Consider the following 21,288-nt stretch of genomic DNA (forward strand, 5'->3'; position numbering starts at 1 on the left):
GGGTGTGGTTATTCGCGCATGAGCGATTCGGTGCTGCATGTGCCTCGTGAGCAGCTCATCGAAACGGTGAGCCGCTTGCGGGATGGTGGCTACGTGATGGTTTTGGACGTGACCGCGGTGGACTACCTTCAGCATCCGGGCCGCGACGACCTGCCCCCCGAGGTGACCGCCGAGCGGTTCGAGGTGGTGGTCACCCTCATCTCCCACGCCGAGTTGGCCCGGATCAGGCTGCGGGTGCAGGTGCCCGCCGAGGATCCCACCGTGCCCACCCTGTTCGACCTCTTTCCCGGTACCGAGGCCCTGGAGCGGGAGGTGGCCGACATGTTCGGCATAGTTTTCGAGGGCCATCCCGATCCCACCCGCATCCTTATGCCCCCCGACTGGGACGGTCACCCGCTGCGCAAGGACTTCTCGGTCGGTCGCATACCGGTTCAGTTCAAGGCAACCCGATGAGCGCCAGCGCTCCCGGTGCTGTGGTTGATGCCGGTGCTGCCGGTGCCGGTGCTGTGATTGATGCCGGTGCTGCCGCCCCTGGCACCGTGGTTGATGCCGGTGCTGCCGGTGCCGCGGACACGGCCGAAGCCGTTTGCCGGCGGGAGGGTAGCGCGGTGCTCAGGATCGGTGAGGACGACGGTGAGCGTTTGGAGGCCGAGGCCGGCACCAGCGCCACCAGCATGGTCATGAACATGGGGCCCCAGCATCCCAGTACCCACGGTGTGCTGCGGCTCATGCTGGAGATGGATGGGGAGACCGTGATGCGGTCCAAGCCGGTCATCGGCTACCTCCACACCGGTATGGAGAAGACCGCCGAAACCCTCACCTACCTCCAGGGCCCCACCAACGTCACCCGCATGGATTACGCCTCGCCGCTGTTCAGCGAGCTGGCCTTCTCGATGGCCACCGAGGCGTTGCTGGGCCTGGAACTGCCCCCCCGAGCCGTATGGATCAGGATGCTCATGTGCGAGTTGAACCGCATCAGCTCGCACCTGCTGTTCCAGGCCACCAACGGCATGGACATCGGGGCGGTGTCGATGATGCTGTACGGCTGGCGGGAGCGGGAGGAGGTTCTCCGGCTGCTGGAGAAGATCACCGGGCTGCGGATGAACCACAACTACATCCGGCCCGGCGGGGTGGCTGCTGACCTTCCCGATGGCTGGCGGGACGGCGTGCTTTCCCTGATCGACACCCTGCCCGCCCGGCTCGACGAGTTCGACACCCTGCTCACCGGCCAGCCCATCTACCGGCAAAGGTTGCAGGGCGTGGGGGTGATCAACCCCGCCGAGTGCCTGGCCCTGGGGGTGACCGGGCCCATCCTGCGCTCCACCGGCTACGCCTGGGACCTGCGGCGCGACATGCCCTATCTGGCCTATGACCAGGTGGATTTCGACGTGGTGGTGGGCACCTACGGGGACTGCTTCGACCGCTACGCCATCCGGTTGAACGAGATAAGGGAATCGATTCGCATAGTGGCTCAGATCCTCGACCGGATGCCCGCCGGTGACTACCGGGTACAGGACAAGAAGGTCACCCCGCCGCCCCGGGCCCGTATTGATGAGTCGATGGAGGCCCTCATCCACCACTTCAAGATCTTCACCGAGGGGTTCAAGGTGCCGGCCGGTGAGGTGTATGCCGCCGTGGAATCCCCCCGGGGCGAGCTGGGCTGTTACATGGTGTCCGATGGCTCGGCGGTGCCCTACCGCATGCACATCCGCGGCCCCAGCTTCGTGAACCTGCAAACCCTGCCTCACCTGATGCGGGGGGGCCTGGTGGCCGACGCGGTGGCCATCATCTCCTCGGTGGATCCCATTATGGGAGAGGTGGACCGGTAGCCATGGCCCGCCTGAACGCGGCCAACCTGCCGGTGGCCCGGGAGATAATCAGCCGGTACCCGGTTGCCCGGTCGGCGCTCATCCCACTTCTTCACCTGGCCCAGGAGCAGGACGGCTACGTCACCGAGGAGGCCATGGTCCACATTGCCGAGTTGGTGGGGGTCACCCCGGCCGAGGTCATGGGCACGGGCAGCTTTTACGAGATGCTCAAGCGGGCTCCGGTGGGTGATTACGTGGTCAACATATGTCACGGCATCTCCTGCCACCTGCTCGGCGCGGCCGATCTGATCCATCACGCCGAGGCCACCCTGGGGGTGAAGCCCGGCGGGACCACCGGCGACGGCAGGATCACCCTGGAAGCGGTTGAGTGCATCGCCGCCTGCACCGAGGCCCCCTGCTTGCAGGTGAACTACCGGTACCGCAACCGGGTCACCCCCGAAGCCTTCGACCGGTTGGTGGCCGAACTGCGGGCCGGTACCTCCGGGGTTGCCCCCCATGGCAAGCTGGCCAATGTCCGCCAGCACGTGAGCAATGACCGCCGGGCCGGGGTGTCACCCCCCGATGGCCAGGGCGAGCCCGCCTGGATGGCCCGCAACCCCTCCGACAATGTGGATGGTTCCAACAACGGGGGTGTTTCGTGATGGTGGTGGATGGGGGTGTGCGGATTGTTACGTCCCGCTTCGATGTGTCCGACGGGCACACAATGGCTGGCTATCAGCGTACTGGGGGGTATGAAGGGTTGCGGCGGGCGCTGGGGATGACCCCGGAGCAGGTCCACGACGAGGTTCGTGCCGCCAGCCTGCTGGGCCGGGGCGGGGCCGGGTTCCCCGCCGGGGTCAAGTGGGGGTTCTGCCCGCCCGGGGTCTGGCCCCGCTACCTGGTGGTGAACGGTGACGAGTCGGAACCCGGCACCTACAAGGATCGCCTCCTCATGGAGCGTGACCCCCACCAGCTCATCGAGGGTTGCCTGATCGCCTGCTACGCCCTCGGCCTCTCCCAGTGCTTCCTGTACGTGCGGGGCGAGATGGCCCATGCCCAGGAGCGGCTGGCCGCCGCTCTCAACGAGGCCTACGAGGCCGGGTACGTGGGCCGCAACGTGCTCGGTGCCGGCGACTTCTCGGTGGACATCACCCTGCACTGGGGGGCCGGGGCCTACATCGTGGGGGAGGAGACCGCCCTGATCGAGAGCCTGGAGGGCAAGCGGGGTATGCCCCGATTGAAACCGCCCTACTTCCCGGCTTCCATAGGTCTCTACGGCAAACCCACCATCGTCAACAACGTGGAAACCCTGTCCAACCTGCCGTGGATCTTGGCCAAAGGGGGAGCGGCCTTCGCCGCGATGGGGGCGGACGGCTCCACCGGTACCCGGGTGTTCGCAGTGTCGGGCCACGTGGTTTCCCCCGGCGTGTTCGAGGTTCCCTTCGGCACCACCACATTTCGCGACATCATCTTCGATCCCCGGTACGCCGGTGGCCTCCACCCCGGCCGTACCCTCAAGACGTTCATCCCCGGCGGGGCGTCGGCTCCCTGGTTCTTCGAGGAGCACCTTGACTTGCCCCTGGAGAAGACCACGGTGGACAAGGCCGGCTCGATGCTCGGCTCGGGAGCCATCGTGGTCATGGACGACACCACCGACGTGGTGAGGGCCTGCCACAACGTGGTGCGCTTCTTCGCCCGGGAATCCTGCGGCAAGTGCACCCCGTGCCGGGAAGGCACCTCGTGGATGGAGAAGATCCTCAGCCGCATCCTGGACGGTCAGGGCCGACCCGATGACCTGGAACTACTGATCGACGTGGGCGACAACATCAGCCCGGGCGGGCACTGGCCCCCCCGCCAGACCACCATATGCCCGCTGGGCCCATCGGCGGTCTCACCAATCGCCTCCGCGCTGGGCCGGTTCCGCGACGAGTTCGAGGCCTACCTGCCCGCTGATGCTGTTGTGCCCGCTGACGCTGTTGTGCCGGCTGACGCTGTGATGCCCGCTGACGCTGTTGTGCCGGCTGATGCTGTGATGCCGGCCACTTCGGTGACCATAACTGCGAGTTCGGGAGCGGCACCGTGAACCGGCCGGAAACCGTGGTCAACATCACCGTCAACAACCGGTCGGTGCAAGCCACCCCCGGAGAGTGGGTGATTGCCGCTGCCGAACGGGCCGGGGTGTACATCCCCCACTTTTGCTACCACCCCCGCATGAACTCGGTGGGCATGTGCCGCATGTGCATCGTGGACATCGACACCGGGCGCGGCCCCGCCCTGCAACCCTCCTGCATGGTGCCGGTCAGCGAGGGAATGGTGGTGGACACCACCTCCGAGCAGACCCGCAAGGCTCAGGAGGGGGTGCTGGAGTTCCTGCTGTTGAACCACCCGCTGGACTGCCCGGTGTGCGACAAGGGCGGCGAGTGCCCCCTCCAGGACCAAACCATGTCCCACGGCCCCGGCGAGAGCCGCTTGGTGGAGGAGAAGCGCCATTTCGAGAAGCCCATCCCGGTGAACGATCTGGTTTATCTGGACCGGGAGCGCTGCATCCTCTGCGATCGCTGCACCCGGTTTGCCGATGAGGTGGCTGGGGACCCGCTCATCACGTTCCAGGATCGGGGGGATCGGACTCAGGTCAACACCTTCCCCAATCTGCCCTTCTCCTCGTACTTCAGCGGCAACACCGTGCAGATCTGCCCGGTGGGGGCCCTCACCGCTCGACCCTACCGGTTCAAGGCCCGCCCCTGGGACCTCACCGAGGTGGAGTCCACCTTCCCCAACCCCATGGGTGATCGGGTGGTGGTGCAGGCCTCTCGCGACCAGGTGCTGCGCTACCAGGGAGTGGACAGCGACGCGGTCAACTGGGGGTGGCTCACCGACAAGGATCGGTTCGCATTCGAAGCTCTTGATCGGGGGCCACGGCTGACGGTGCCGCTGGTTCGGGGCTCCTCGATGAGTGGCTCCGACCCCGGCGGCCAGGAGCTGGTGGAGTCCTCCTGGCATCAAGCCCTCAACCGGGCCGCGGAGGCCATCCGGGCTGCGGTGGCCGACCGGGGTCCGGGGTCGGTGGCGATACTGGGTGGGGCCCGCTCGACCAACGAGGACCAGTACGCCTGGGCTCGCCTGGCCAAGGGGGTTATCGGCACCGACCATGTTGACGCTCAGCTCGACGACGGCCTGCCCGCCGATGTCGTGCTCGGCCTGCCTCGGGCCACCATCAATCGGGCCTGCACCCCCGGCGGCACCGTGATCTTGATGGCACCCGATCCCAAGGAGGAACAAGGCACCCTCTACCTGCGGCTCCGCCACGCCGTGACCAACGACGGCGTGCAGCTCATCGAGCTGACCCCCCGAGCCACCGGTTTGAGCCATCTCGCCGCCCACCGGCTGCACCACCGCCCCGGTGAGGTTGCCGCGGTGGCGGCGGCCCTGGTGGGCGGCGATATCGATGTCGGACCCGCCGGTGAGATCGGCGGGGTTCCCGGTCCGGTGCTGGCCGCTGCGGCGGCCGGGCTGGTGGCCCGAGCCGATCAACCCATAACCGTGATCCTGGGTCGCCCTTCGCTGGCCGAGTCGGCCGCCCCTACGGTGGAGGCCGCCGCCGAACTGTCCAAGCTGGCCCGGCTGCTCGCCGCGGGCGGGCGACCCGGCATGAGTTTCCTGCCCGTACTGCACCGGGGCAACGTGTTCGGCGCGCTCGACATGGGTCTGGCTCCCGGTCTGCTGCCGGGCCGGGTGTCCCGGGCCGATGGTGGCTCGGCGGTGGCCGAGTTTTGGGGTTCGTTACCGGCGGACCCGGGCGCTGGGGCCGGCATCGCCACCGGCGCTGCCACCGGCGCTGGGGCTGGTGCTGTCACCGGCGCTGCCACCGGCGCTGCCACCGGCGCTGGGGCCGGCGGGATCCTGGAAGCGGCCGCAGGGGGACGAATCGAGGTGCTGATCCTTTTGGGGGCCGATCCTTTGGGCGACGTTCCCAACGCCAAGCTGGCCGAGACCGCTCTGGCCGGGGTGGGCACCATCATTGCCTCCGACTTGTTCCTGAACCCCTCCGCGGCCCGGGCCGACATCGTTTTCCCGGTCACGGCGTTCGGTGAGCATCGGGGTACCCACACCAACCTGGAGGGTCGGATCACCCGGCAGCGCCAGATTGTCACCCCTCCGGGTACGGCCCGGACCAACTGGTCCATCGCCACCGATCTGGCTCGGTTGCTGGGCACCGATTTCGGGTTTGCCGACCCCGAGGCGGTGTGGTCCGAGATCACCCGGGTGGCCCCGTCGCACCGGGACCTGACCCTGGAGGCCGTGGAAGCCGAAACCGATGGCGTGGTGGTTGCCGGTAGCTCCATCGTGTTCACCCCGCCCGGCGAACCGGTGCCGGTACCCCCGGCCGATGCCTACGGCCTGCGGTTGGTGTCGTCGCGCCGCATGTACGACCGGGGCACGCTGCTTCAGCACTCCCCCTCCCTGGCCGGTTTGGCTCCCACGGCGGTGCTGGCCGTGAACCCCTCCGACTTTCAGGGTGTCGGGGTGGATCCCGGTACCGAGGTTCAGGTCGTCTCCCCGGTCGGTGAGATGACCGTGCCGCTGGTGGTCGACCCCGGTGTGCCCCGAGGGACCGCAGCTTTTGGCTACAACCACCCCGACCGCGATGTACGAGAACTCATCGACCCGGCCGCGGTGGTTACCGATGTGAGGATTCAGACCCGATGACGGCTGACCCGGCTGCGGTGGTTACCGATGTGAGGATCCGGACCCGATGAACGTCGCCCCGGCGCTTTTGGGTCCGACCGTGTTCGGCCTCGACCCGCTCTACATCGGGGGGGTGGGCCTGGCCGAGGTTCTCATCACCCTGCTCAAGGTGGGGGTGGCTTTTGCTCTTCTGCTGATGGCGGTCATGCTGATGATCTGGTTCGAACGCAAGTTGATCGGCGACATGCAGAACCGTATCGGGCCTGCGCTGGCCGGGCCGTTCGGCATCTTCCAGACCCTGGCCGACGGGATCAAGCTGTTCTTCAAGGAGGACCTGATCCCCGACCGCTCCGACCGGTTGGTGTTCAAGCTGGCCCCCTACCTGTCGCTGGTGCCTGCCTTTTTGGTGTTCGCCGTGATCCCCGTGGGCGGCGATTTCAGCGGTGGCAACGGGCGGGTCAGCCTGTTCGGTCACGAGACCTTCCTCCAGGTGTCCGACCCGCCGGTGGGCATCCTGCTGGTGCTGGCCATGTCGTCGGTGGCCGTTTACGGGGTGATGCTGGCCGGGTGGTCGTCGGGCTCCAAGTATCCCCTGCTGGCGTCGGTGCGGGCCTCGGCCCAGATGGTTTCCTACGAGGCCGCACTGGGTTTGTCGCTGGCCGCGGTGCTGCTGAAATCGGGCAGCCTGTCCACCCACCTGATCGTTTCCGAGCAGTCGGTGTGGAACTGGAACCTGTGGGTTACATGGGTGGTGCCCATGGTCGTCTTCTTGATCGCTGCCACCGCCGAACTGAACCGGCCCCCCTTCGACCTGGTGGAGGCCGAGCAGGAGCTGGTCGGCGGCTTCCACACCGAGTACAGCTCCATCCGGTTCGCCCTGTTCTACCTGGCCGAGTTCATGAACACCATCACGATGTCGGCCATCGTGGTGACCCTGTTCCTGGGCGGGCCCAACGGTCCCGACTTCACCTCGGTGGGCTGGCTGTCGGGGTTGCTGTGGTTCTTGGGCAAGCTGCTGATCCTGCTGTTCACCTTTGTGTGGTTGCGGGCCACCCTGCCCCGCTTCCGCTACGACCAGCTCATGGACCTGGGTTGGAAATTGCTCATCCCCCTGTCGCTGGGGTGGCTGCTGGTGCTGGCCTCCTACGACGTGGCCGGGGATCGGGGCTGGAACCGCTTCGCCACCGTGCTGGCGGTGATGGCGGTGATGGCCGCTCTGGCCGGGTTGTTGAGCCTGGCCCTGCGAAATGCCCGCCGCCACCGGGAGTTGGATCCCCAAGGTGGTTTTGCCTGATGGGATACCTTGAGTTCACCCGATGGTGGCTGGATCCCCAAGGTGGTTTTGCCTGATGGGATACCTTCAGGGCTTTGCCGTCACCCTTCGCAAGTTGTTCAAGGGCACCGAGACCGGTCGGGTGGTCACCAGCCAGTACCCCGACGAGAAGCGTCCCAAACCCGAGCGCTTCCACGGCCGCCACGTGCTGAACCGCTACGAGGACGGCATGGAGAAGTGCATCGGGTGCGAGCTGTGCGCCGGGGTCTGCCCGGCCCGGTGCATTTATGTTCGGGGGGCCGACAACCAGCCCGATGATCCGGTTTCGCCCGGCGAGCGATACGGCTATGTCTACGAGATCAACTACCTGCGGTGCATCCACTGCGACCTGTGCGTGGAGGCCTGCCCCACCGAGGCCATAACCGAGTCGAAACTGTTCGAGTTCTCGTTCACCGACCGGGCCGATGCCATCTACACCAAGGACGAGCTGGTGGTGGATGACGATGGCCGCCCCCAGCAGCTTCCCTGGGAACACTGGAATCCCGGTGACGATCAGCACACCTCGGCCTGGGTCCGGGCCACATCCCCCTCGGGGCGGGCCGACTACGAGGGTCGGGTGGCCTGGTCGGGCGAGCTGGGCTACGGCATCCGCGCCCCCGAGCGGGGTCAGTCGGCCGGCGACGAGTCCCCCGCCGATTATGACCAGGAAGATCTTGGCGGGGGTCACCACTGATGGAGACAGCGGTTCGCAAAGCCCATGGCGGGGGTCACCACTGATGGAGACCGCTGTGTTCATCGTGTGCGCGGCCATCGTTTTGGCCGGGGCGCTGGGGGTGGTGCTGTCCCGCAACCCGGTTCATGCTGCGCTGAGCCTGGTGGGAACCCTGTTCGGCGTGGCCGTTCTTTTCCTCAACCTCGAGGCCCACTTCCTGGCCGCAGTTCAGATCATCGTCTACGCCGGTGCCATCGTGGTGCTGTTCCTGTTCGTGATCATGCTGCTGGGCGTGGATCGGCTGGAGGACCTGTCGGTGGAGCCCATCACCGGCCAGCGAGCCTTGGCCGCGCTGGTGGGGGTGGGCACCTTCGGGCTGCTCGTGGCCTTCCTGCTGGCCGGCGATGTGAGCGTCATCAACCCCCCGGACACGGCGGCGGAGATCACCGGGCAATCCTCCAACCTGCGCCGGATCGCCGATGTGCTGTTCACCGACTACGTCTACGCATTCGAGGCCACCGCGGCCCTGCTCACCATCTCGGTGGTGGGAGCGGTGGTCATGTCCCGCCGCATGACCCGAGATGGTGGAGCCCAAGAAAATGCCGGTGAAGACTGATGGTCACCGCATTCTGGTATGTCCGTTGCCGGCCACCGCGGGGGCTGCGACCGGCCCCCGGTGAAGACTGATGGTCACCGCATCCTGGTATCTGGTGCTGGCTGGCGCGCTGTTCACCATCGGGGCGGTGGGCCTGCTGGTGCGGCGGAACCCGCTGATCATGTTCATGTGCGTGGAGCTGATGCTCAACGCGGTCAACCTCACCTTCATCACCTTCGGGCGGGAGCTGAATGACATCGGGGGGCAGGTGTCGGTGTTCTTCGTGCTGGTGGTGGCCGCGGCCGAGGTGGTGGTGGGTCTGGCCATCGTGGTGGCCATCAAGCGCCACCAACCCCGGGCCACCGCCGACGACCTTGCGGCCCTGAAGGGTTAGTGGGTACATGAGCATGCTCGTGGATGCTGAAGGGTTAGTGGGTACATGAGCACCCTCGTGGATGCTGAAGGGTTAGTGGGTACATGAGCACGCTCGTGGATCTGGTGTGGCTGATCCCCGCCTTCCCGCTGGCCGGGGTTCTGATCCTCGTGGTTTCGGGGCGCAGGCTGGGCGAACCCCGGGCCGGCTGGCTGGCCACCGCCATGATGGGCGGATCGTTCGTGACCACGCTGCTGGTGTTCATCGGGCTCCTGGGCCACGACGGTGAGGAGCGTCAAAAGGTGCTCACCCTGTTCGAGTGGGTACCCGCGGGGCGGCTGGCGGTGGACATCGGCTTTCTGGCCGACCCGCTGGCCATCACCATGGCCTTGTTCGTGACCGGGGTCGGAGCTCTCATCCACCTTTACTCCATCGGCTACATGCACGGCGACGAGGGGTTCTCCCGGTTCTTCGTGTACCTCAACCTGTTCGCCTTCTCCATGCTCATGCTGGTGCTGGGCGACAACCTCCTGCTCACCTTCCTGGGCTGGGAGGGGGTGGGGGCCTGCTCCTACCTGCTCATCTCGTTCTGGTTCACCGACGAAACCAACGCCACCGCGGGCAAGAAGGCGTTCGTCACCAACCGGGTGGGCGACTGGGGCTTCTTGGTGGCCATGTTCCTGGCGTTCTTGACCTTCGGGTCGCTCCAGTACGGCGAGATCTTCTACGACCTGGAGTCCAACGGGGTGGCCGCTGGCACCGCGTCGGCCATCGTGGTGCTGCTGCTGGTGGGCGCGGCCGGCAAATCAGCCCAGTTCCCGCTGCACATCTGGCTGCCCGATGCCATGGCCGGCCCCACCCCGGTGTCGGCGCTCATTCACGCCGCCACCATGGTCACCGCCGGGGTTTACCTGCTGATCCGCATGAACCCGATCATTGCCGAGGCCCACGGGTGGGTGCCCGACCTGATCATGTGGTTGGGTCTGGGGACCGCGCTGATGGCCGCCACCATCGCGGTGGCCCAGAACGACATCAAGAAGGTGCTGGCCTACTCCACGGTCAGCCAGCTCGGGTTCATGTTCGTGGCGGTGGGGTCGGGGGCCTACGTGGCCGCCATCTTCCACATGGTAACCCACGCCTTTTTCAAGGCCCTCCTGTTCCTGGGGGCCGGGTCGGTGATCCACGCCATGCACGGCGATCAGGATCTTCGCCGCTACGGCGGTCTGGCCCGATTTCTGCCCGTTACCTCGATGACCTTCGTGGCCGGCTGGCTGGCCATTGCCGGCGTTCCCCCGTTCTCCGGTTTCTGGTCCAAGGACGAGATCCTGGTTTACGCCTATGGCGAGAACAAGCTGCTGTGGCTGCTGCTGCTGGTGACCGCGGTGCTCACCGCCTTCTACATGACCCGGCTGGTGCTCATGACGTTCTTCGGCCCCCGCCGCTGGGCGGGCGAAGCAGCCGATCCCCACGAGTCGCCGTGGACGATGACCGCTCCCCTGGTGGTTCTGGCCGCCCTGGCCGTGGTGGCCGGGGTGGTGAACCTGCCGTTTGCCTCCAGCACCCACTTCTTGGGGAACTGGCTGGATCCGGCCTTTTTCGGCAATGCCTCTCACCTGAGCCTCGGCGGGGGCACCAAATGGGTGCTGGCCGCCGTTGCCATCGTGGGCAGCCTTCTGGGAGTCTCGGCCGGGGCCGCGGTGTACGCCCGGCGCCGGGTGGATCCGGCTCGCCTCGAGCACCCCTTCCTGGCCCGGGCCTGGCGCATCGATGAGCTGGTCACCGCCTTCATGGGTGGTCCCGGCCGCCGGGCGTTCGAGCGCACCACCCGGTTTGATGAGCAGGTGGTGGACGGCGCGGTCAACGCCACCGGCGCTTTGATCCGCCGGGCCGGAACCAAACTGCGGGTGTCGCAAACCGGCCTGGTGCGCAGTTACGCCCTGGGTATCGCCGCCGGGGCAGTGGCACTTTTGGCCTGGTTCCTGTCGCGGGCGGGGTTGTGATGTTCCGTAGCCGATCATCTGGCCCATTCCGGCAACTTTTGGCCTGGTTCCTGTCGCGGGCGGGGTTGTGATGGACGGATCCAGCATTTTGGCGGCCATAATCTTTTTGCCCCTGGTGGGTGCGGTTGCCCTCGCGCTGGTGGCCCCGTCCCGCTCGACGGTGCTCAAACCGGTGGCAGTGGCCACCTCGTCGGCCACCGGGGCCCTCACCCTCTGGCTGATGGCCGCCTTCGACAGCGGTGACAGCGGCTTCCAGTTCACCCAGGTGGCCGGGTGGATCGATTCGGCCGGCATCTCCTGGCATGTGGGGGTGGACGGCATCTCGCTGTTCCTGGTCGTGCTCACCGGGGTGCTGTTCCCCATTGCCATCGTGGCCTGTGACCCACCCCATAACGCCAAGGCCTACTACGTCTGGCTGCTGGTGCTGGAGACCGGCTGCCTCGGGGTGTTCCTGGCGCTGGATCTGGTGCTGTTCTTCCTGTTCTTCGAGATCGTGCTGGTGCCGATGTACTTCCTCATCGGCTCCTGGGGTCACGACAACCGCCGCTACGCCGCCACCAAGTTCTTCCTCTTCACCATGCTGGGCTCGGCCCTGATGCTGGTGGGAATGCTCACCCTGGCTCTGCTCACCGCCCACCACACCGGCAACGCCGTCACGTTCAACGTCGTAGAGCTGGCCCAAAGCGCCGGTGAGCTGCCCACCATCACCGCCCGCTGGGTGTTCCTGTCGTTCGTTTTGGCCTTTGCGGTGAAGGTTCCCATGTTCCCGGTGCATACCTGGTTGCCCGATGCCCACACCGAGGCCCCCACCGCCGGCTCGGTGATCCTGGCCGGGGTCATGCTCAAGCTGGGTACCTACGGTCTGGTCCGTTTCGGCCTGTACCTGTTTCCCGAGGCCACCCGCTACTTCGCTCCGCTCATGTTCACCCTGGGGGTGATCGGCATCCTCTACGGCGCGGTGGTGGCCACCATGCAGCGTGACCTGAAGCGCCTGGTGGCCTACTCATCGGTGGCCCACCTCGGTTTCATCGTGCTGGGCATATTCGCCCTCAACACCGAGGGACTGGAGGGCGGCCTGCTCCAGATGGTCAACCACGGGCTGTCCACCGGGGCGTTGTTCCTGCTGGTGGGGTTCATCTACGAGCGTCGCCACACCCGCCGGATCTCCGAGCTGGTGGGTCTGCAAAAGGCCGCCCCGGTTCTGGCCGCGGTGTTCACCGTGGTGATGCTGTCGTCGGTGGGGCTCCCCGGGCTCAACGGCTTCGTCGGCGAGTTCCTCATCCTGACCGGGGCGTTCGTGGCTCACCGCTGGTGGGCGGTGGTGGCCACCGCCGGGGTGATTCTGGCCGCGCTCTACCTGTTGTGGGCCTACCAGAGGGTGTTTCACGGCACCCCCGACGGCAAGAACGCGTCCACGCCCGACCTCACATGGCAGGAGAAGCTGGTGATGCTGCCGCTGGTGGGCCTCATCGTGTTCTTGGGGGTGTACCCCAAACCGGTGATAGAGAGGATGGAACCAGCGGTGAACGCCCTGATCGAGCACATGGAACGGGTCGAGGGGTTCGAGTCGCCCACGGTGGGTGATCGACCCGGCGGCAGCTTCGAGGAGCTGCGCGACCTCCGGGTGGATCACGATGACACCGGGGAGGGTCACCACTGATGCTCCCGATGCCGGCCCAGGTGGTTTCCCCCGACACCCCCGACATCGAGTGGTTGGCCCTGACCCCCCATCTGGTGATGGCTGGGGCCGCGGTGGTGCTGCTGACCATCGTTTCGGTGGCCGGCCGCCGGCTGCCGGGTTGGTTCGCGGCGGCGTGGACGGTGGCGGCCGGGGTGGCGGTGCTGATCACCGCCGTGCCGGTATGGCTGCGGGTACACGACCAGGGGCCGTCCTCGGCGGTGGCGGGAGCCATTGGCGTGGACAAGTTCTCGGTGTTCTTGATCGTGCTGCTGGCCGGGGTTGTGGTGCTGGCCGCCCTGGTGGCCGATGGCTTCCTGCGCCGGGAGAGTCTGGATGGTCCCGCCTTCTATGCATTGTTGATGTTGTCGGCGGCCGGGGGCATGACCATGGCCTCGGGCAACGACCTGATCGTGCTGTTCCTGGGGCTGGAGATCCTGTCGCTGGCGGTTTACGTCCTGGTGGCCATGCACCTGCGCCGATCCGAATCCCAGGAGGCGGGCATAAAGTACTTCGTGCTGGGAGCGTTCGCGTCGGCGTTCTTGCTGTACGGAATTGCCCTGGTTTACGGGGCCACCGGGTCGACCAACCTGGTGGACATCCAGGAGTCGGTGACGGGCCAACCCGGTAGTGACGGCGCGCTGCTGATGGCCGGGCTGGCCATGCTGCTGGTGGGGTTCGGCTTCAAAGTGGCTGCGGTGCCGTTCCACGCCTGGACCCCCGATGTGTACCAGGGGGCACCGTCACCGGTGGTGTCGTACATGGCCGCCGGGGTGAAAGCGGCCGGGTTTGCCGCCCTGACCCGGGTGTTCGTGGCTGCCTTCGGGGCGCAGGCCGGGGACTGGAAGCCGGTGATCCTCGGCCTGGCCGTGGCCAGTCTGGCCGTGGGATCGCTGCTGGCCATCGTGCAGGCCGACGTGAAGCGAATCCTGGCCTACTCCTCGATCAGCCACGCCGGTTTCATCCTCGTGGGGGTGCAGTCCGCCACCGACGCCGGGACGGCTGCGGTGCTGTTCTATCTGGCGGCCTACGCGGCCATGGCCCTGGGCAGCTTCGCGGTGGTGACCCTGGTCAGCGCCCCCGGCGACGAGGGGGTCAGCATTGGTGATCTGCGGGGCCTGGCCGCCCGCCGCCCGGTGCTCGCCGGTGCCTTCACCCTGCTGCTGCTGTCGCAGGCCGGCATACCGTTCACTGCCGGCTTCTGGGCCAAGTTCGAGGTTATCGCCGCCGCCGTGGATGCTCGATCCTTCTGGCTGGCGGTGATAGCCATGCTGGCCGCGGTGGTAGCGGCGTTCCTGTACCTGCGGATCGTGGTGTCCATGTACCTGGAGGCTCCCGACCCCGATGCCCCCCGCATCAGCATCCCCCGCGGCCCCGCCCTGGCCATCGCCATCGTGGTGCTGTTCACGGTGGTTATAGGTGTCTACCCCGAGCCCCTCACCAACCTGGCCGGCGACGCACTGCCCATCATCATGGACTAGTTGACAACTTCAACACTGTTATAAAATTTGAAAAATACACTGTTCAAGTAAGTGACTTCTTCTGAAATACTGTCACAATTTTTTCAAATTACTACTGTAGTTGAGTTTACCAATATAGGACTCCATGAAATCCCAATCCGGTAATCCGGGTTTTATTACAGGCAAAGGTATCCGTGATCGTTCCAAGCGGGCTTTCACAAGGGCATATCCGTAGTTGTAGGTGCCCTTGTGAGCGAAATCCATCACAGTCACTAGAAAGATGCCAATACCTGCGCTCATTCTCTCGTGCCTGATAATGTTTACCTTGTTACCCTTCAAGAACTCATCTGGCTGATAGAAGGCCACTACTCCCTCTGCTCCTATCGTTATACAGTTCCCCTCATAGGATGTGTCATGCCTACCGAAGCCGTCCACCCCGTTGTTAGACGCGGTACGCGTGATGTACGGCAGGCTGCCTTCAATAAGCTCTCTCTTATCGGTGTAAGGTCCAAGGGTAACAGCGAACGTTTCTCCGATATTGAAATACTCCCATTCCCTGTCAGTGAGCCGAAGATCAGATTCAGATATGGGTTGTGAATGTACGGCGTTAAGCTTACCCTGAGAAAACATAGCTCCTGTGAGTAATCTCAAAGAATACTGGAAGTCTTCCTGTGTCAACTGCCGGTAATCTCGCGTAATACAGGCCTCTGCGCACCACTCATCAGCTGGGTTAAGCTCTCTCATTTCACTGAAATATGGGACTTCATCTCTGTTGAGGAAATGCCTTACCCACTGATCTCGAATGGAAGGCCACTTGTTGTCCGGATCTACTCGACCCTTGTGCATCTCCACCACATAGCCGTCATCTTTGGCAAGTGCCAGCCAGACTTTTTTACCTTTTGGATGTGGGCGATGGGCTATAATCACCATGACGCAGGTAACAGCGCTAGCTTTGGAGTTAAAAAACAGTTGATTTGGCATGGACAACACTGCTTCCAGCGTGTGTTTTTTCATCAACTTTGACTTGAAGTTGATGATCTTGTCACTTGTGGATAGAGCTGACTGCATGGGAATGATGGCAATACAGATGCCTCCATCACCTAAAATATCAAGGTTATTGAGTACAAACTCCCACTCTTCTTTGTCGTGTCTTTTGTTCGATTTATATGGAGGGTTGAGCATTCCTACAGTGGGCCGTTTAATTTTCATTCTTGCAATAATATCGGTATCGAAACAACTTGCTTGCTCTATATTGGATTTGCCATCTTGATGTATAAACATGTTGGAGACAGCCAGTGGAAAAATGTCAGCCTGTAGTTCAACTCCGAAAAGCTGGCTGTTCTTTATACGGGTTTCTAGTTCTTCCGATCCCTTAGCATCTGTAATCATACGTTTCATAGCGCTGATCAGGAATCCCCCAGTACCTGCACAATTATCGTAGACTATGGAGGACTTATTCACCTGGGCTAGATCTGCAAATAACTCGGTTATATGCGGTGGTGTAAGAACTATACCCAGGCCCTTATCCTTGTTGGCATATCTCAGGAACTCAACGTACAGTTCGCCTAGGACATCCCGGTATTCATGGTTTTTGATGAAGGAGTTTATTTCGCTATCTATCTGCTGTACTAACTCTCTCAGTTCCCCATCCTTTTGAATCAAAGCTGTCTCGTGTTCAATGAATGAGAACTTCTGTTCCAGCAATCTAAGTTTTTCCTCATCCAAGTCGGCCTTCAACTCTGCTAGGACTCGTTTCTGAATATCCTTTGCCAATTCTACCGAGTCGTTTTCCGCGCCATATGATCTTTTGAAGGACGGATTCTCCAAAGCTATTAGTATAGCACTTATCAAGAGTGCTCTGTTGCTTTCAGCGACTTTGTTTCTATGTAAACGCTCATTCAATATACGAAGAAAACTCTTCAAAGAATCGTAGTCTTGCCTGTACTTATCAGGATTATTGTAGTAGCCCCGAATATAATCTGACGGAGAAAGCAAAGTTTCATCAAATATTGGAGTCGGGCACGCAACTCCTTTGAGGTGTAGAAAATGGGAAATTCTGGCATCTGTGTGAGTTTCTCCACTGATACCTATACAAATCACGTCGAATTCTTTTGATAGGTAAGACGAGTAATGCATGGCACCATCAACCGCAAATTCGATGGGACGGTCCCGGTCAGGACTCTCATGTTTGTTCCGGTCAGCCTTGCACTCGATCACGATTAAAAGATCGGGTTCGTCTTTCAAAGTAACCAGGAACTCGGGATAACCTCGTCCTGCCCCTCCTTTCGATGCCGATGCCAGCAGTTTTTCGATTCGGCGGTGCTTGGATTTTTGCTCTTCCACTTCTACCTGGTCGGCGTACTGCCTGAAGTGGGATCGAACTATTTCCTCTGTGTTTCTCTCGTTAGGCACTGTTCGTTACTGGCTTCCTTGAGAGCGGTCGACCGGAGCACTCCATTTCACTTTCTCCATGAGCACATAGTACAGGTGGTGCGTGACAATTTGTGTGATCTAACCCGCTGCGTCCAGCCGGTACACGGTGCCGTCGAAGCTCAGCGCGTACAGCTCCCCACCGGCATCCTCACCGAATGAGACCAGGGAGACGGGTGGGACGGAGACCCCCAGTTCGATCCGGGTGAACATCCCCTGGTCGTCAACGCTCAGCCCCCACAGGTGGCCGGCGCAGTAGTCCCCGAACACGTAGGTTCCCACCAGGTCGGGAATGGCCGATCCCCGGTAGACATGGCCGCCGGTGATCGAGCAGCCGTCCTCATGGCTGTACACGTGGATGGGTGGCACCAGGTCATCGGGGGTTGCGGTGCCGGAGAACCGCTCGTTTCCCTCGAACAGCGGCCACCCCAGGTTGGTCCCCGGCTCCCAGCCGTCGCCGGCCGCCAGCCTGTGAATCTCTTCCCACTCGTTCTGCCCGACATCGGCGATCCACAGGTCGCCGGTGGTCCGGTCGAATGAGAACCGCCATGGGTTGCGGGCCCCGTAGGCCCAGATCTCGGGGCGGGCCCCGCCATCGGTGAAGGGGTTGCCGGGGGGAATGGTGTAGCCGGTTCCACCGCCGGCTTCGGGGTCGATGCGGATCATGGCCCCCAGAACCGAGTTCAGGTTCTGGCCGTGTCCGAAGGTGTCGTTGGCCCCACCCCCGTCCCCTAATCCGATCCAGAGGTGGCCGTCGGGTCCGAAGACCAGGTGGCCGCCGTTGTGGTTGCAAGCCGGTTGGGTCACGTCCAGCACCCTCCGGCCCCCATCCTCCAGAACCCGTTGCCCGGCCATGGGATACTCCACAACCTGGTTGTTGCCCTCCAGGTCGGTGTAGTGGGCGTAGAGTTTCGATCCGTCGGGGGAGAAGGCGATGCCCAGCAGTCCCATTTCGCATCTATTGGTGGTCAGATCGCCGATGTCCAGCACCGTTAGGGGAGGCTCATCACCGCCGGCGGCCAGGAGCCACACCTGCCCGCCACGGGAGGCCACGTAAAGATCGCCCGGATCGCCGGTGCCCGGCCGGGCAACCAGGGCAATAGGTTCGGTCAGCGACACCACCGGGGCCAGCATCAGCAATGGCGCATTGGGTTGGTTGGGGTCGTTGGGTGTTGGCGGATTGGGTTGGTTGGGGTCGTTGGGTGTTGGCGGATTGGGTTGGTCGGGGGTTGCTGGTTGTGTTGGCTGCTGGGGTGGGGTTGATGTTGGGGTTGGTTCTGGGGGTTGGTTGGTGGTTGCTGGTTGTGTTGGCTGCGGGCGTGGGGTCGCATTGGTGGTTTCGGGGTCTCCGATACCTTCGTCGTTACCGCCCCCGCAGGCACCGGCCACCAGGCATACCCCGGCGATGACCACCACCATTTGGCCCCGGGAGTTCGCGATCAAGTTCGCAGCAAGCCGGCTCGCTGACCGCAACCTGATGTGAGTAAGCATTCGGATCAGGAAGCTCGCGATCAAGTTCGCAGGGGTCTCATCAACCCCTCCTGTACCACCGAGGCCACCAGATCACCGCTGCGGGTCCAGGCCGTACCCCAGGCCAAACCTCGGGCGTTGGATGCCGAATTCGACACTTGATCCAGAAAGATCCAGTCGTTCATGCTCAGCGGCCGGTGGAACCACATGGCGTGGTCCAAGCTGGCCATCTGCATGTCCACATCGTTGCCCTGCACCGGGTGGGGGCGGGTGGCGGTGTCCAGAACCGTCAGGTCGCTGGCGTAGGTGAACATGCAGGTGTGCAGTACCGGGTCGTCGGGTAGGGTGCCGGTCGCCCGCAACCACACCTGAAGCCGGGGTTCCCGGCTCTCGGATCGTTTCGCCGGCGACCCGGTCGCATAGCGCAGCTCGATCGGGCGTTTCATCCGGCCCTGGTCATCCACCGGGAAACCGGGCCATACGAAAGGTTCCAGCTCCTCGGGATCGGGTATCCCGGTGGGGAAGTGGGTTTGGTGTTCGAAGCCGTCCTCCCGGCTCTGGAAGGAGGCCGACATGGCGAAGATGGGTTTGCCGTGCTGGATGGTGGTCACCCTGCGGGTGGTGAACGAGCGGCCGTCCCGCACCCGCTCCACCAGGTACACCAGGGGAGCCATAACATCGCCGGGACGGATGAAGTAGGCGTGAAGGCTGTGGACCGCCCGGCTCTCCACGGTGCGAGCTGCGGCCACCAGGGCCTGGCCGGCTACTTGACCGCCGAACACCCGCTGGCGGTCCTCTGTGGGGCTGACCCCCCGGAAGATGTCCTTCTCGATGGGTTCCAGATCCAGTAGCTCGACCAGATCATCCACCTCCGACTGCATGACCGGCTCATTCTACCGCCTTGAACCCGTGGCTGATGCATCTATCTGAAAATGTCCACGTCTAACGGCCAAATAATCGGCTACCCACAAGTTCATGTCTGTAACAAACTCGTCAAACCACTCTGGTGGCATCTCATATGCTTTCTGTTTCCCTCTGGAAGTGTCCGTTTTCTACTCTAATGCATCAACATTTTTTAGAAGGGTAGGCGGTTGTTATAAGAAGCTTTGATTAACCGATTCTCAGCAGCAGTGAAATAGGCTTGGTCCAATTCAGCACCTAGGAAGCGTCGTTTCAGGTTTAGCGCTGCTACACCAGTTGATCCGACACCCATAAATGGATCATAAACAAGATCACCTTCTAGGGTGGCCAAATTTATTATATGTTCCAACACACGTACTGGTTTCTGCGTTGGGTGTTTAGGGTCTTTCAATCGTTCCCTGCCCATGCAGATAGGAGTTTCAATAAAGTTGTGCATATCAGACTGTTTCCCGAAGTTCCAGGTATGCCCTTTGTTCCACACACAAATAATTAGTTCACATGAGTTGAGAAATCCTGCTTTTCTGATCTTGGGTGCAGGGTTAGTTTTGTGCCAGACCATAAACTGAAACGTGTCAAACTCTGGGTCGAAAGCGTCATGCCACTGTCCCAACAAGTTATAACTAGTGAAGGCAAAAATGTTTCCAGTTGGTTTCAAAATGCGTGTGAATTCATGTAACCACTTGGCTGGTATGAACTCTTCTCTATCCCATTCTGCTAGATCATTGTTGAGATCAGAACGCCAGTTAAATTTCATGTTGCCAGTCGAATATGGGCTGAGATTGTATGGAGGGTCTGTGAGGATAAGGTCAACGGTGTGGTCAGGTATTGTTTTGATGTGCTCAGCGCTGTCAGCCCACACTGTTTCATATTCCATATTATTCTCCCAAGTAGGTGTTTCGTATAGAGTCTAAAGCTAGTCGGATATAGTGTGCACTGTCCCTGTATGCTTTCAATACCCATTCATAACCGTTGTCTGATTGGCACACAAAGTTCCAAAAGTCTTGACCTATCAATAGTTCTTCGTCTGCAAAAAATTGTCGTACTCTTTCTTGTGCCCACGGTTGGCCTTCTCCAAATCTGTTATAGGCAGTAGCGAAGAAAGTACGGACTGTGGCATCCTCGGAAAGCTGATTGGTCAGTATCGTATATTGTTCCATAATAGCTTCTTTTTCAGAGCGTGCCTTCTTGTTGTCCAGGTCACCGCCTATCTTTAGTTCTATCAGGTAGTGTTTGTTAGCTGCTCTGTCAATCAGATAATAGTCAGACCCGTGCTGTTTTATGATAGGTGAACCTTTTACTGATTTGTGCAGCTTTCTGTAGTCAGATAGAGATGGTGTTGCCCGTCGGCTTTTATAACTTTCTAATATCGCAGCGATGGTCGATATTTGATCTTCACTTATAAAGCCAGATATATTATTGTGAACCTCAAACGAGAGTTCTGCAATTTGGATTGCTAGTTTTTCTAACATGTTGCCTAGCGAACTGTCTAGTGATCGAACTAAAGCAGTATAGTATCGTATTTCCGGCCCTAAAGCTTCAATAAAAATATTGTGTATTTTCATGTTTATCACGCCATTAGGGTTGTTTACTTCACTTTCGTGGCGCAGCTTAAACCCTTCCGCGTATGCCATCACACAGCCGCGTACAAGCGTTTCAACTGCCAGTTGCTTGGGTGTGTTGTCGTGCGTCATGCGGCCCCTGTTTCCAATTTTCATTGCTGGTATTGTGTCAGACAGGAGTGACAGTTTTGCATTTTACCTGGTCAGATGTGATTTTGTTCATATTTGGTATAAACCTATAATAGGCCGAGCGGAGTAAGTCAAGAAGAAATACGCTGGGACAATCCTGGACCGCCCGGCCCTCCACGGTACGAGCCGCGGCC

General features: G+C 62.0%; 17 protein-coding genes. 12 read left to right on the forward strand and 5 right to left on the reverse strand.

All coding sequences use genetic code 11. The annotated features are described in order from the left end of the window. The first annotated feature begins 18 nt into the window (after positions 1-18). From ACOGXC_RS01545 to ACOGXC_RS01600, 12 genes are all read left to right on the forward strand, one after another. Complete coding sequence (locus tag ACOGXC_RS01545; protein ID WP_419918973.1) at positions 19-453, forward strand: NADH-quinone oxidoreductase subunit C; 435 nt, start codon at positions 19-21, stop codon at positions 451-453. After that, positions 450-1,829, forward strand: a complete 1,380-nt coding sequence (locus ACOGXC_RS01550; protein ID WP_419918974.1) for an NADH-quinone oxidoreductase subunit D — start codon at positions 450-452, stop codon at positions 1,827-1,829. The genes ACOGXC_RS01545 and ACOGXC_RS01550 overlap by 4 nt, the downstream gene beginning before the upstream one ends. 2 nt (positions 1,830-1,831) lie before the next feature. After that, positions 1,832-2,470 (forward strand): NADH-quinone oxidoreductase subunit NuoE, encoded by a 639-nt coding sequence (gene nuoE, locus ACOGXC_RS01555; protein WP_419918975.1) that lies wholly within the window; start codon positions 1,832-1,834, stop codon positions 2,468-2,470. Continuing rightward, complete coding sequence (nuoF, locus tag ACOGXC_RS01560) at positions 2,470-3,891, forward strand: NADH-quinone oxidoreductase subunit NuoF (protein WP_419918976.1); 1,422 nt, start codon at positions 2,470-2,472, stop codon at positions 3,889-3,891. The genes nuoE and nuoF overlap by 1 nt, the downstream gene beginning before the upstream one ends. Beyond that, a complete protein-coding gene (locus ACOGXC_RS01565; protein WP_419918977.1) occupies positions 3,888-6,515 on the forward strand; it encodes a molybdopterin-dependent oxidoreductase in 2,628 nt (875 codons plus the stop codon). Before nuoF ends, ACOGXC_RS01565 begins: the two co-directional genes overlap by 4 nt. A gap of 46 nt (positions 6,516-6,561) precedes the next feature. After that, a complete protein-coding gene (gene nuoH / locus ACOGXC_RS01570; RefSeq protein ID WP_419918978.1) occupies positions 6,562-7,788 on the forward strand; it encodes an NADH-quinone oxidoreductase subunit NuoH in 1,227 nt (408 codons plus the stop codon). Positions 7,789-7,843: 55 nt separating this feature from the next. Then, on the forward strand, positions 7,844-8,500 hold the full coding sequence (gene nuoI / locus ACOGXC_RS01575) for an NADH-quinone oxidoreductase subunit NuoI (RefSeq protein ID WP_419918979.1): 657 nt from the start codon (positions 7,844-7,846) through the stop codon (positions 8,498-8,500). 43 nt (positions 8,501-8,543) lie between these two features. After that, positions 8,544-9,095: an NADH-quinone oxidoreductase subunit J gene (locus ACOGXC_RS01580; RefSeq protein WP_419918980.1), complete on the forward strand. Its 552-nt coding sequence runs from the start codon at positions 8,544-8,546 to the stop codon at positions 9,093-9,095. A gap of 70 nt (positions 9,096-9,165) precedes the next feature. Beyond that, positions 9,166-9,468 (forward strand): NADH-quinone oxidoreductase subunit NuoK, encoded by a 303-nt coding sequence (gene nuoK, locus ACOGXC_RS01585; RefSeq protein ID WP_419918981.1) that lies wholly within the window; start codon positions 9,166-9,168, stop codon positions 9,466-9,468. Positions 9,469-9,551: 83 nt separating this feature from the next. Continuing rightward, positions 9,552-11,447: an NADH-quinone oxidoreductase subunit L gene (nuoL, locus tag ACOGXC_RS01590; RefSeq protein ID WP_419918982.1), complete on the forward strand. Its 1,896-nt coding sequence runs from the start codon at positions 9,552-9,554 to the stop codon at positions 11,445-11,447. A gap of 70 nt (positions 11,448-11,517) precedes the next feature. Continuing rightward, on the forward strand, positions 11,518-13,107 hold the full coding sequence (locus tag ACOGXC_RS01595) for a complex I subunit 4 family protein (protein WP_419918983.1): 1,590 nt from the start codon (positions 11,518-11,520) through the stop codon (positions 13,105-13,107). After that, the gene (locus ACOGXC_RS01600; RefSeq protein WP_419918984.1) at positions 13,107-14,606 is read left to right on the forward strand and encodes an NADH-quinone oxidoreductase subunit N; all 1,500 of its coding nucleotides are present in this window, start codon (positions 13,107-13,109) and stop codon (positions 14,604-14,606) included. The genes ACOGXC_RS01595 and ACOGXC_RS01600 overlap by 1 nt, the downstream gene beginning before the upstream one ends. Positions 14,607-14,678: 72 nt before the next feature. On the opposite strand, the gene ACOGXC_RS01605 is transcribed toward ACOGXC_RS01600, so the two are convergent. The 5 genes from ACOGXC_RS01605 to ACOGXC_RS01625 form a co-directional block, all read right to left on the reverse strand. Continuing rightward, complete coding sequence (locus ACOGXC_RS01605) at positions 14,679-16,997, reverse strand: N-6 DNA methylase (protein ID WP_419918985.1); 2,319 nt, start codon at positions 16,995-16,997, stop codon at positions 14,679-14,681. A gap of 99 nt (positions 16,998-17,096) precedes the next feature. Then, entirely contained in the window at positions 17,097-18,149 is a 1,053-nt protein-coding gene (locus ACOGXC_RS01610) for a PQQ-dependent sugar dehydrogenase (RefSeq protein WP_419918986.1), read from the reverse strand. Positions 18,150-18,526: 377 nt separating this feature from the next. Beyond that, complete coding sequence (locus ACOGXC_RS01615) at positions 18,527-19,366, reverse strand: acyl-CoA thioesterase (RefSeq protein ID WP_419918987.1); 840 nt, start codon at positions 19,364-19,366, stop codon at positions 18,527-18,529. A 194-nt stretch (positions 19,367-19,560) separates the two neighbouring features. Beyond that, a complete protein-coding gene (locus ACOGXC_RS01620; protein ID WP_419918988.1) occupies positions 19,561-20,280 on the reverse strand; it encodes a DNA-methyltransferase in 720 nt (239 codons plus the stop codon). Between the two features lies 1 nt (position 20,281). Next, positions 20,282-21,097: a TdeIII family type II restriction endonuclease gene (locus ACOGXC_RS01625; protein WP_419918989.1), complete on the reverse strand. Its 816-nt coding sequence runs from the start codon at positions 21,095-21,097 to the stop codon at positions 20,282-20,284. Positions 21,098-21,288: the final 191 nt, after the last annotated feature.

Source organism: Candidatus Poriferisocius sp. (assembly GCF_965202595.1).
In the GTDB taxonomy this organism is placed as follows: Bacteria; Actinomycetota; Acidimicrobiia; order Acidimicrobiales; family Bin134; genus Poriferisocius.

What these genes read in the sequence shown, in the direction of transcription:
- ACOGXC_RS01545 (WP_419918973.1), top strand. Translation starts at nt 19, where the DNA reads ATGAGCGATTCGGTGCTGCATGTGCCTCGTGAGCAGCTCATCGAAACG.
- ACOGXC_RS01550 (WP_419918974.1), top strand. Translation starts at nt 450, where the DNA reads ATGAGCGCCAGCGCTCCCGGTGCTGTGGTTGATGCCGGTGCTGCCGGT.
- nuoE (WP_419918975.1), top strand. Translation starts at nt 1,832, where the DNA reads ATGGCCCGCCTGAACGCGGCCAACCTGCCGGTGGCCCGGGAGATAATC.
- nuoF (WP_419918976.1), top strand. Translation starts at nt 2,470, where the DNA reads ATGGTGGTGGATGGGGGTGTGCGGATTGTTACGTCCCGCTTCGATGTG.
- nuoH (WP_419918978.1), top strand. Translation starts at nt 6,562, where the DNA reads ATGAACGTCGCCCCGGCGCTTTTGGGTCCGACCGTGTTCGGCCTCGAC.
- nuoI (WP_419918979.1), top strand. Translation starts at nt 7,844, where the DNA reads ATGGGATACCTTCAGGGCTTTGCCGTCACCCTTCGCAAGTTGTTCAAG.
- ACOGXC_RS01580 (WP_419918980.1), top strand. Translation starts at nt 8,544, where the DNA reads ATGGAGACCGCTGTGTTCATCGTGTGCGCGGCCATCGTTTTGGCCGGG.
- nuoK (WP_419918981.1), top strand. Translation starts at nt 9,166, where the DNA reads ATGGTCACCGCATCCTGGTATCTGGTGCTGGCTGGCGCGCTGTTCACC.
- nuoL (WP_419918982.1), top strand. Translation starts at nt 9,552, where the DNA reads ATGAGCACGCTCGTGGATCTGGTGTGGCTGATCCCCGCCTTCCCGCTG.
- ACOGXC_RS01595 (WP_419918983.1), top strand. Translation starts at nt 11,518, where the DNA reads ATGGACGGATCCAGCATTTTGGCGGCCATAATCTTTTTGCCCCTGGTG.
- ACOGXC_RS01600 (WP_419918984.1), top strand. Translation starts at nt 13,107, where the DNA reads ATGCTCCCGATGCCGGCCCAGGTGGTTTCCCCCGACACCCCCGACATC.
- ACOGXC_RS01610 (WP_419918986.1), bottom strand. Translation starts at nt 18,149, where the DNA reads ATGCTGGCCCCGGTGGTGTCGCTGACCGAACCTATTGCCCTGGTTGCC.
- ACOGXC_RS01615 (WP_419918987.1), bottom strand. Translation starts at nt 19,366, where the DNA reads ATGCAGTCGGAGGTGGATGATCTGGTCGAGCTACTGGATCTGGAACCC.
- ACOGXC_RS01620 (WP_419918988.1), bottom strand. Translation starts at nt 20,280, where the DNA reads ATGGAATATGAAACAGTGTGGGCTGACAGCGCTGAGCACATCAAAACA.
- ACOGXC_RS01625 (WP_419918989.1), bottom strand. Translation starts at nt 21,097, where the DNA reads ATGACGCACGACAACACACCCAAGCAACTGGCAGTTGAAACGCTTGTA.